General features: G+C 40.4%; 8 protein-coding genes and 1 pseudogene. 7 read left to right on the top strand and 2 right to left on the bottom strand.

What is annotated here, in order from left to right:
* Window positions 1-9 precede the first annotated feature (9 nt).
* The 6 genes and pseudogenes from V7K21_RS30745 to V7K21_RS15120 all read left to right on the top strand — a co-directional run bounded on the left by V7K21_RS30745 (window position 10) and on the right by V7K21_RS15120 (window position 10,365).
* Window positions 10-1,683 carry a hypothetical protein gene (locus V7K21_RS30745; protein ID WP_442948887.1) on the top strand — a complete coding sequence of 558 codons (1,674 nt, stop codon included), beginning with the start codon at window positions 10-12 and terminating at the stop codon, window positions 1,681-1,683.
* Window positions 1,599-1,850 (top strand): annotated as a pseudogene (locus V7K21_RS30740) (endonuclease domain-containing protein); the annotation flags it as partial. The gene V7K21_RS30745 and the pseudogene V7K21_RS30740, both read left to right, overlap by 85 nt.
* Before the next feature lie 243 nt (window positions 1,851-2,093).
* Window positions 2,094-4,793, top strand: coding sequence for an Eco57I restriction-modification methylase domain-containing protein (locus V7K21_RS15135; protein ID WP_442948890.1), 2,700 nt, complete (start codon window positions 2,094-2,096; stop codon window positions 4,791-4,793).
* Between the two features lie 241 nt (window positions 4,794-5,034).
* A complete protein-coding gene (locus tag V7K21_RS15130; protein ID WP_335175545.1) occupies window positions 5,035-6,459 on the top strand; it encodes a DEAD/DEAH box helicase in 1,425 nt (474 codons plus the stop codon).
* Window positions 6,460-6,525: 66 nt separating this feature from the next.
* On the top strand, window positions 6,526-7,866 hold the full coding sequence (locus tag V7K21_RS15125; RefSeq protein WP_335175543.1) for a hypothetical protein: 1,341 nt from the start codon (window positions 6,526-6,528) through the stop codon (window positions 7,864-7,866).
* Between the two features lie 105 nt (window positions 7,867-7,971).
* Complete coding sequence (locus V7K21_RS15120) at window positions 7,972-10,365, top strand: helicase-related protein (protein ID WP_335175541.1); 2,394 nt, start codon at window positions 7,972-7,974, stop codon at window positions 10,363-10,365.
* 53 nt (window positions 10,366-10,418) lie between these two features.
* Here V7K21_RS15120 and V7K21_RS15115 read toward each other — a convergent pair whose 3' ends face one another.
* Window positions 10,419-10,943, bottom strand: a complete 525-nt coding sequence (locus tag V7K21_RS15115; RefSeq protein WP_335175539.1) for a hypothetical protein — start codon at window positions 10,941-10,943, stop codon at window positions 10,419-10,421.
* 254 nt (window positions 10,944-11,197) lie between these two features.
* On the opposite strand from V7K21_RS15115, the gene V7K21_RS15110 reads away from it, so the two are divergent.
* A complete protein-coding gene (locus V7K21_RS15110) occupies window positions 11,198-11,416 on the top strand; it encodes a hypothetical protein (RefSeq protein ID WP_335175537.1) in 219 nt (72 codons plus the stop codon).
* Window positions 11,417-11,494: 78 nt separating this feature from the next.
* Here the strand turns inward: V7K21_RS15110 and V7K21_RS15105 are convergent, their stop codons facing one another.
* A complete protein-coding gene (locus tag V7K21_RS15105) occupies window positions 11,495-11,740 on the bottom strand; it encodes a hypothetical protein (protein WP_335175535.1) in 246 nt (81 codons plus the stop codon).
* Window positions 11,741-11,841: the final 101 nt, after the last annotated feature.

Raw genomic sequence — 11,841 nt, 5'->3', positions numbered from 1 at the left:
GCGTGAGAGATGAGTGTAGCAGGGATTACATTAACAGGCGTTCAGATTGAAGGTAATTTGTTAGCAGCAGATATGACTGCCGAATTGCTGGCGGGTAATGTCAAAGGGCAAGCACCAGAGGATTTTGGTTTTACGAAAACTGACAAACTAGCAGATGAAATTGCGATCGCTTGGGGTGATGCTAAAGCTTATTGGGCTGCATTTCAACGGCAATTAGACAGGTTAGATGCAGATGACACCGCTACCAGCGTTACCCGCGAACTGTGGGTAGTTCCCTTACTACGAAGTCTCGGATATAACCCTGTTTACACTGCTAAAGCGGAAGTCGTGGAGGGACAAACTTATGCGATTTCTCATCGTGCAGAATTAGGCGAAAACAAGCCACCTATCCACATTATTGGTTGTCGAATCAAGGTAGATCATCGTCCTCCCAGTGGCACACCCAGGTTATCAGCACACGCACTCGTGCAGGAGTATCTTAACAAGACAGAGCATTTATGGGCGATCGCAACTAACGGTTTTCGCTGGCGGTTACTGCGCGACTCTTCCTTGATGACTCGTCTTACCTATGTTGAATTTGACTTAGAACAGATTCTCAACGGTGAGAACTTTGCCGAATTTGGGCTATTTTATCGGTTGTTTCACCGTTCCCGCTTGCCTGAAGGTATGGATGATGCGGATAAGTGCTTGCTAGAATATTACCACCAAGAAGCACTACAACAGGGCGGACGGGTACGCGACAGACTCCGAGATGGGGTAGAAAAAGCATTAATACAGCTAGGCACTGGTTTTCTCCAACATCCCAGTAATGAAAACTTGCGGCAGAAGCTTGCTGGTGGTACAGAATTAACAGATATCGGATATTATCGCCAACTGTTGCGGCTGATTTATCGCCTGCTGTTTTTGATGGTGGCAGAGTCCCGTAATTTATTAATAATTGGTGAAGATGTAGAGAAAGCACGAATCTATCGAGAATATTACAGCATTGAGCGACTGCGAGAGTTAGCCGAGCGTCCCCATTGGCGGCGGGAAGGCTTTCAAGATTTATGGCAGGGTTTGCGGGTTACATTTTTGCTGTTTGATGAAAATTGGCGGGGAAAATATTTAGGATTATCACCATTAAATGGCGATTTATTTGGTTCGTCCACTCTACCAGCTTTAGATGATTGTGCTATTGATAATCACGATTTGCTAGTAGCGATTCGGGAGTTATCGCTATATCAAGATAAGGGGCAATTACGACGGGTAAATTATGCTGCCTTGGATGTAGAAGAATTAGGGAGCGTATATGAAAGTCTCCTTGATTTTCACCCAGAAATATCTCCTAAAAATTACGAATTCAAATTAGTATTTGGTAGTGAGAGGAAAACTACAGGCTCTTACTATACGCCACCGCAGCTAGTAGGACAACTGATAAAAACAGCTTTAGAACCTGTAATTGAAGAGAAATTGAAGAATTCCCTCACCCCTAGCCCCTTCTCCCCAAGGGAGAAGGGGAACAAGAACTCCCCTTCTCCCCAAGGGAGAAGGGGTTGGGGGATGAGGGTAAAGAGGGTAAACAAGATAAATGGGAAGTTCCTGTTGCTGTTCGCAGAAAAATGCAAGAAATTGCTCAACAGTTACGCAAACAGCCAACAAAGAGTGAAGCAATTTTATGGCAGGCATTACGCAATCGCAAGCTAGACAATCGCAAGTTTCGGCGACAGCATCCAATTGGTACATTTATAGTTGATTTCTTCTGTCAAGAAGAACTGTTGATTGTTGAAGTTGATGGAGCAATTCACGAATCTCAAAGATATCTAGACCAACAACGTCAAGAACTCCTGGAATCATTAGGGCTACGTTTTGTCCGCATCAGTAGCCAACAAGTTGAAACAGATTTAAATGCAACTTTAGAAGCAATTCGTGCTGCTTTTCTCCCCTCGCCTAGTCAAAGAAGTCATGAGAGTGAGAACAAGTCTGACTTTTCACGTCATCTCGAAAAACAAACGCAAAACCTAACTTACCAGCCCCCTTTCCTACTAGAGAAGGGGGAGAATTCAAAGCCTCTCTCCTTGCAGGAGAGAGGTTTGGAGAGAGGTTTTCCAGATGACGTGAAGAGTCAGGAGAACAAGTCCCTACAAGAGCAAGCTTTACTTAGCCTCAAAATTGTAGACCCCGCCTGTGGTTCCGGTCATTTTCTCTTAGCCGCAGCCCGTCGGGTAGGAAAGGAATTAGCTAAAATTCGCACTGGGGAAGCTGAACCAGGTAGTGAACCTTTAAAGTTAGCGATTCGAGATGTTATTCAAAATTGCATTTATGGCGTGGATTTAAACCCTTTGGCTGTTGATTTGTGCAAAGTAGCCTTATGGATTGAAGGTTTTTCTCGCGGCTTCCCTCTTAATTTTTTAGACCACAGGATTAAGTGTGGAAATTCCCTTGTGGGAGTGATGGATTTGAGTTGTTTGAATGAAGGAATCCCTGATGAAGCTTATAAAGCAGTTACAGGTGATGATAAAACACTATCGACACAGTTTAAAAAACGGAATAAAAAAGAACGAGAAAACAAAGCACAGCTATCAATTGATGAGAAGTTAGGAAATGATAGTGTTGACTATGCCAAAATGTGGCGACAGTTAGGAGTAATTCCTGAAACCACGCCACAAGAAGTTAAATATAAGCAAAAGCAATATCAAGAGAATCTACAAGAATCTAGTTGGTGGTTAAAATATTCTGCTTGCAACTTATGGACAGCAGCATTTTTTATGCCGCTAACTGAGCATCAGTTACAGTTACTACCTACAACTGAAACGTTAAACCGTTTAAAGCGTGAACAAGTAGAAAAAATCTGTAAATCAGATGAAAATTACGAATTACGAATTACGAATTACGAATTAAATAAGGTTGTAGTTGCAGCGAATAAGTTAGCTGAAGAAAAACACTTTTTTCACTGGTGTTTAGAGTTTCCTGAAGTATTTGAACAAGGTGGATTTAATTGTGTATTGGGTAATCCACCTTGGGAACGGATTAAGTTACAAGAGAAAGAATTTTTTGCTTCTCAAAGTGCGGAAATTGCTAATGCTATAAATAAAGCGGCGCGGGAGAAGTTAATTAAGGAATTACATAAGAAAAATCCTGAGTTAGCACAAGCTTTTGAAGATGCGAAACATGATGCTGAGGCACAAGGGAAATTTATTCGGGAGTCGGGTAGATTTCCTTTAACTGCGGTGGGAGACATCAATACTTATGCTATTTTTGCTGAAACAACGAGAAAGTTGATTTCTCCCTTTGGTAGAATCAGCATCATTGTTCCTACTGGTATAGCTACAGATGAACCTAATAAGTATTTTTTTGCACAAATAGTAGAATCTCGGAATTTAGTAAGCTTATATGATTTTGAAAATCGTGAACACCTATTTTCAGCGCTTCATACTAAAACAAAATTTTGCTTATTGACTATGGCATCTATTGGTAACACTTCAATAAAGTTTTGCTTTTTATCAACCAATCTTACCAATTTAAAAGATAATAAACGTGTTTTTGGTATGGCTCCAGAAATTATATCATTATTAAATCCTAATACGCAAACTTGTCCGCTTTTTAGAAGTTGTATAGACGCTGAATTGACTAATAAAATCTATCAACGTGTACCTGTTATGGATAATGAAAAGACAGGTAATAACCCTTGGAGAATTTCATTGATGTCCATGTTTCACATGGCAAATGATAGCAATTTATTTCACAATAAAGCTGCTACCAGTCTGGGCTCAGTTTACGAAGCTAAAATGTTTTATCACTTTGATCATCGATGGGCAACGTATCGTGATACAGAAATCCATACTTTAGTAGAGACTGATAAAAAAAATTCAAATATTTATGCCACACCTCGTTACTGGATTGATGAAACAGAAGTTGAGAATCGTTTAAGAGGTAAATGGAATAAAAACTGGTTAATAGGTTGCCGTAAAATCACTGATTCGAGAAATGAACGAACTGCTATTTTTAGCATTGTTCCTAAATCAGCTTGTGGTGATAGTATTAATTTAATAATGCCAGTAATCAACGAAAACTTACTATTGCAGTGTTTATTGGCAAATCTAAATAGTCTTATATTTGATTTTATTGCAAAACAAAAAATAGGTGGGATGAATTTTAGCTTTTTTATCCTGAAACAACTTCCCGTTCTTCCCCCAGAATTATACACCGCAGAAGATATCAAATTTATTAGCGATCGCGTACTCGAATTAGTCTACACTGCCTGGGATATGCAACCCTTCGCCAAAGACATGGGATACGACGGCGAACCCTTCATTTGGAATCCCAACAGACGCGCATTATTAAGAGCAGAATTAGACGCATATTACGCCAAACTCTACGGACTCACCCGTGATGAACTGCGATATATTCTAGATCCTGCTGATGTCTACGGCGCAGACTTCCCCAGTGAAACATTAGGAATTGTACGCTTAGTTATAGAGAGTGGGAACAAAGCTGGAGAATTCGCCAAAACCCTAATTAATAAAGCTAAGGAGGAATTGACAGACACTCTTATTCAAAGAAAAGTTCTAGAATTTATAGAGACAATCGTAGTTTACAAGTTTCCTAACTTAAGCCGCGAGGAAATAGAAACCATGCTGAATTTAAATTTACTTAAACAAACTAAAGTTTATCAAGAAGCGAAAGAAGAAGGAAAACTAGAAACAAAATTGAAAATGATACCAATTTTGCTGGAACTAGGATTAAGTGTTCAACAAATTGCTGAACGTTTAGAACTAGATGTAGAGGAAGTAAGGAAAGCTATACAAGAGATATAAAAATATAAACAATTGACTTATAAAAGAAATCTTAAGTAGCCTAACGCACCGCTACATCACACGGTGTGTTAGGCGCTCATGTCACATTTCTTGTGAAAAAGCATATGAAAAGTTTTATTTTTACTTTACAAATAACTTCTAAGTATTTTGTTATTTTCTGTGTCTATAACGGGAAATATAGTATATAGGGTAAATTGACGAAATAATTTATCCTACATATTTAAACTTAGAATCAAAGTTTATGAAAATTACTATAAAACTACACGAATTATTACAGCAGCCTGAAAATGCGATTTTACCCATTAGTAATTTATTAGGACAAAAATTAGCATTGCTAAATTGTACAGGAGTGGTAGCTGTTACACCAGAGCAATTAACTTTGCTATTTACAGGTATTCCTCAAAATTGGGATATACAAGAAATTGAAGAAATATTCGAGTTTTCTACTATTCCTCAAACTTTTAACTATCAACTTCGAGAATGGATTGACCAACGCTTAGGTCGAACAAATCATCAAATACCAGCAAAGAGTAATTCATCCTCTTCCACCCATTCTCAGTTCCTTGATATTTTTAATTTTCGCAACGAAGTAATTGGCGACTACCGTCGCTATATTGAAAGCTTCCTCAAAATCCGCGACGAAAAAGTAAAAACCTTTGTCGATAGCGAGTTAGAAAAAGGTCAACTCTGGACTGACCCTTTAGTGCAACTTAACCCTAAATATCGTCCTGGCGCATCTGTCACCACATTAGTACAGCAACGTGTTCTCCATCCAGATTCTACACGCTACTTCTCACAATATGGTGAAGCTTATTCCTTTCACTCCCACCAAAAACAAGCCTTTGAAACAGCACAACGTCAAGAACCCTATGTTGTCACCACAGGAACAGGTTCCGGTAAAAGTCTAACTTATGTTGTCCCCATTATTAATGATTTGCTACACCATTCTGAAATCAAAGGAGTTAGGGCTATTTTGGTTTATCCCATGAATGCCCTGATTAATTCTCAAGAAGAAGAATTAAGAAAATTTCTCAAACAAGTACCTAACACCCACATTCGCGTTGAAAAATATACTGGGCAAGAAAAACTAGATAAGAAAACTGAAATTCAAAACAATCCGCCCCAAATTTTGCTCACAAATTATGTGATGCTGGAATTAATGCTCTCTCGCACTCACGAAGATAAATTAGTAGCATCCCCGGATTTAAAATTCCTAGTCCTAGATGAACTGCATACTTACAGAGGACGGCAAGGTGCAGATGTCGCCATCTTAATTCGCAAACTTCGGCAACGCTGCGGCCAGAAACTTCTGTGTATTGGCACTAGCGCCACCATGTCTTCCGAAGGTTCCCGCCAGCAACGCCGTCAGGTAGTCGCAGATGTTGCTAGTAAATTATTCGGTGTAGAAATTCAACCCCGCAACGTCATCGATGAAACTTTAGAACGTTCTATCAAAAGTGCTGCACCCACCACAGAAAAATTGCGGGAAAGCATTATCCAAGGTTTACCTCCAAAGTCCGAACAAACCTTAGACGCTTTTAAACAGCATTCCCTTAGCCACTGGGTAGAGATGAACTTTGGTTTAGAAGACAAACAAGGACATCTCGTCCGTCGCACACCCATCACCCTAGAGACAGGTGCAAATCAACTCGCAAATGAAACCTAACTCAACGAGGAAACTTGCTTAAATATCCTCAAACAGATATTTCTTTGGGGAAGCAAAACTAAGGGGTTGGCATTCCGCCTGCATCAGTTTATTTCCCAAGGCGGTAGCGTTTACGCCACGATTGAAAATCGAGACAAACGACTTCTCACCTTGGAAGGCCAGTACACAACCACCGAAAACCGCCTGCTTTATCCCCTCGTATTTTGTCGAGAATGCGGACAGGACTATTATGTGGTACGCTACGATTCGGAAAAAGATATTGTACTGCCCCAATTACCCACAGCCTTAGATAGTCTTGACAATGAAGATATCAAGGAAGGCTACCTAACCCTTGATGAACCCGGACTTTGGGATAAAGAAGACGAAGAGAGACTTCCCGACTCATGGTTTAAAGAAACTAAAAAGCAAGGGCGTATTCCCGAAAAAAAATATGCACCTTTTATTCCCCACAAACTGCAAGTTCTACCCAACAGTAAAGTCATAAACTCTGTATTACAGGGAACTACCTGTTGGTTTATTCCTAAACCCTTTCTTACTTGTCTCCACTGCGGTGTATTGTACGACCAAAAGAAAAACGAATTTACCAAACTCTCTCGTCTAAGTAGTGAAGGGCGTAGTACCGCAACTACTCTACTTTGTCTTTCTACCGTCAGTCGCCTCAAGCAAGTTTTCACTGGCGAGAAAGCTAAAGCCGCAAAAATTCTCAGCTTTACTGATAACCGTCAAGATGCTTCATTACAGGCAGGACATTTCAATGATTTTGTCCAAACCAGTTTCTTGCGGGCAGCTTTGAATAGTGCCATTCAAGACAATCAAAACTTAACTCATAAAGCACTGGCGGCGGAAGTTGTCAAAAAAATGGGTTTATCTCAAGCAGATTATGCAAGTCAAATTGCAGAATTTGGCATTGGTAAACGCAAGAATGAAGAAGCTTTTAGCAATTTAATTGAATATCGACTATACGAAGATTTACGTCGCGGTTGGCGAATTGTTCAACCTAATCTAGAAGGATGCGGTTTATTGACCATAGAATACGCTGAACTATTAGCAACTTGTGAAAATACTCAACTCTGGCAAAAATACCGCCATCCAATTTTACTACAAGCTTCACCTGCACAAAAATATTTTGTAGTCAAAACCTTTCTTGACCATCTGCGGAAAAAACTGGTGATTGATGCGGAAATTTTACAAACAAATGGAATAGAACAACTGAAAAAAGAAGTATCCCAAGCACTAAAAGACCCTTGGACTATTGATACTTTTGAATATCTACACGAAGCTTTTTGGGCAAGCCTCAGCCCCACAGAGAAAAAAGGTAAATCAAGAACAATTAGACTGACATTTCGTGGTGAAATCGGGCGCTTTCTGCGTTCTAATCGGGCATGGAATTGGTTGCAAAAACCGTGATCAGGTTCAGATTATAACCAATTAATTAATGCTCTAGTCAATGCTTTAGCAGATGCAGGTTACTTACACAAAAAGGAAGAAGAAGTCCAACTAAAAATTAATTCAATGGTCTGGGTCGCCTCAAAATTAAGTGAAATTCCCGCCGACCCTTTAATCTCGCGTCGCTTGCAGGGTAAGGAAAGAAATACTTCTGTCAATCAATTTTTTCAAGAGTTCTATCAAACTAACGCCCATCAAATTAAAGCACTAGAGGGGCGAGAACATACCGGACAGGTCAAAAACGAAAAACGCCAGCAACGAGAAGATGAATTCCGTCATGGCAAATTAGCAGCTTTATTTTGTTCCCCGACAATGGAATTGGGGATAGATATTTCCGACCTCAGCGTTGTCCATCTGCGGAATGTTCCCCCCAGCCCTGCCAATTATGCCCAACGCAGTGGTCGCGCTGGGAGAAGTGGACAGGAAGCTTTAGTAATTACTTATGCCTCCATTGGTAGCGGTCACGACCAATATTTCTTTAAACGTCAAAGTCAAATGGTTGCTGGTGTCGTCGCCCCACCAAAATTAGAACTAGCTAATCAGGATTTAATTAAATCTCATGTGTATTCGATTTGGCTAGCACACACTGGCTTATACCTTGAAAATTCCATGAACCAAATTCTGGAGTTAGATTCGCCGGAGTGTCCGCTAAAAGAAGATGTAAGTCAGCGAATCACTATGAGTCAGGAAAAATTAGCCAAATGTTTGGCAGCTACAAAACTGATTTTATCAGATACATTCTGCCAAAATGACTTGAACAAAACCTTTTGGTATTCTGAAAATTGGTTACAATTCACCCTAGAAAATGCACATAATGCCTTTGATCAAGCTTGCGATCGCTGGCGTAGACTATACAAAGATGCTATTGAACAATTAGACAAGGCCCGCGACAGCACAAGTCGTTATACCAGAGGCTATGCGACTCAAGAAGAACGAGATATCGCTAAAGCTCAAGAAAAAGAAGCACTGCGACAAATTGACCTGTTAGTAGGACAAGTCCAAGGTAAAAGCAATAATCAGTTTGAATTTTACCCTTATCGTTATTTTGCTGCCGAGGGATTTTTACCTGGGTTTAACTTCCCCCGCTTACCAGTCCGGGCATTTATTCCCACAGAAGAAAGTGGCGAATTTATTTCTCGTCTTTGCAGCGTTGCTTTAAGAGAATTTGCCCCTGGTAATGTTATTTACTACGAGGGTAGTAAATTTATGGTGGCTAAAACCAAAATGCCTGTTGGTGGTGCTGATTATCAACGGGTAAATGTTTGCTTTAAATGCGGTTATTTCCATAAAGGAGAAGCTAGTAACCGTGATACCTGTGAAAACTGCGGTGTAAAACTTGTCGATAGTAACAACAATAAGGCTTTGCTTACCCGCTTATTATCAATGGAAACTGCGATCGCCTGGAGACGAGAACGCATTACCTGCGACGAAGAAGAACGCCTGAAGTACGGTTACAACATCACCACCCACTTCCGTTACGATAAGCAAAAACGCCAATCAGCCACAGTACAAACCGCCGATGGCACAGAATTATTACGTTTAACTTACGGTGCTACAGCAGATATCTGGCATATTAATCGCGGACTGAACAAGAAAAAAAGCGAGGAACGAGGATTTAAACTTGATATTAAAACTGGTATTTGGGGCGATGCCAAAAATGACTCGGCAAAAGATAGCATTCACACCGACGTTAACTTAATGGTGAAAAATACCTGCAATATCCTAGTCATCGAACCTTTAAGTGTTCCCACAGAACAGAGAGAAGCTTTTATTGCCACCCTACAATACGCCCTGGAAACTGCCATCCAAGCAGTGTACAAATTAGAAGCCGACGAACTCGACTCCGAACGTTTGGGAGACGGGAAATATTTACTGTTTTGGGAATCGACGGAAGGCGGTGCAGGTGTCCTTTCTCAACTATTAGAAAAACCTGATGCTTTCCAAAAAATAGCTGATACCGCTTTAGATATTTGCCATTTTAAAGAAACGAAAGATAGCTGTGTTCAAGCTTGTTATGAATGCTTGCTTTCTTACCGCAACCAGTTCGACCATGCTTTGATCAATCGCCATCTCATCAAAACCCTACTTGACGAACTGCAAAAAAGTACAGTGCAGATAGAAGGAATATATCGTGATGAACAGTATCAACAACTGCTGCAACAAACAGACCAAAATTCCCAATTTGAGCGAATAGTTTTAGAAGAAATTTATAAATGCGGATATAAACTACCAGATTCTACACAGGAATTAATTCCACAGACGAACTGTAAGCCAGATTTTCTCTATAAAGAAGATGGCATTGCTGTTTTTTGTGACGGTTCAGTTCATGACAGCCTTGAGAAACGTAAACAAGATAAAATTGAGCGAGATAATCTTAAGCACAGCACCACTTGCCATGTCCTTGTCCTACGATATGATGAAGATTGGCAAACAGAGTTGACAAAACTAGCAGGTTTGTGAGTGGCTTTAGAGTGCGATAGGGCAGTGTTCGCACCTCTAATCTTAAGCCATTTTTAAAGACGTTTCTGACGCTTCGCCATTGTTGCAAAAGGCAAAAAACAGTGAGGACATTCACCCTGTACCCAATCTGCGGGAATCGGGAAAGGAGTCTCACAGTTAGTACATTTGGTTAACAAGCGTAAATTGTGGCGATGTCTGCGACGGGCTTCGCCTACGCATTTCATCACATCCTTAAACTGCCATTCAATACGATGATAGGGTGATTCTGCATAGCAAGCACCACATAACCGAATTGGTCTGGGTTTTATGGTCATACCCTTTGGGGGCAGCATTTCCAAGAGTTTGTCAACCTGTACCTCAACTATACCAGCCAAAGGCTCCAACTCCTGCTGTGTCGGAAACGGGTTGAAATAACACTTCTCCCACCTACCAATAACAGCACCTAACCCCGTCAATTTACTAAGTTGAGTAGCAGTTAAATAATTCTCCCGACGAAAATGCCCTAAGAAATGGCTTAAGCTTTCACCTTGGAGTAGTTCAATATCAAAAAATCTAGGCTCTTTCGCTATATTTTCCATCACTCAAACCACTCCAAAACCTCATCTAAAGTCGCTTTATCAATATTGCTTAACCCTTTTCTCAAAGATAAAATCGCCTGCATCGTCCGAACCGTCTTACCAAGCTTTTCTGCCGCTTGCTTAAGTTTGATTCCATAGGTTTTGCGATCGCATGGCTCATTTCTCAGCTAGCGTTGTGTGAAATAAGTCTCAAGATAGTATGTACCTCACCACAGAAGAACTTAAGCTTGGTGTATAAGTTTAGGGAAATAGTGATGAATAAGGAAACAGTTCCTAGTCAAGCAGAAAAGTCGAATCCAGAAGGCGATCCATCGCAACTAAGTCCAGAGGTACTCGACAAAATCAAACACCCTGCGAGAATAGATGATGTTATCCGGGAGCAATCACCAGAAGAACGTAGGAGTAACCCAGCTTTAGTGCCGGAAATGATTGATCAACCAAATGATGAATTAAGCGGATTCACGGAAGAGTAATCCAAAGGCTCAGATTCCCGACTTCTTCAAGAAGTCGGGAATCTTGTTATTGACGTTAACTCATACTGTAATCTGTTGCTACCCAAGATTATGCATTTGTTCTTGATATGCTTCCGGCATCTTGATATTTAATAGCACAGCCGGAGTTGCAAATTTCACTTGATGAATTCCTGGATAAAATTCTCTGATAATTTGGCGCAAAGCTAAGGTTTCTTCAGGGATATTTTGTAAGTGCGTAGGCGCAGCCCGCCGTAGGCATCGCATCCCATTACTAAATAACAATGGCTGTCCCATTTTACCTTCATATGTGGGTACAGTAATCATTGCTAAATTAGACCTCTTGCAGAATTATTTTTATGTTATAATAGAAGGCTTTGCTTCCATACTAATGAGGTGGAATAATTGAGAAACGTGATACTTGGGTG

The sequence above is a fragment of the Nostoc sp. genome (assembly GCF_036919595.1).
Taxonomy (GTDB): Bacteria; Cyanobacteriota; Cyanobacteriia; order Cyanobacteriales; family Nostocaceae; genus Nostoc.
Note: the sequence above shows the minus strand (reverse complement) of the source record. Positions and strands in the feature narration are given on the sequence as shown.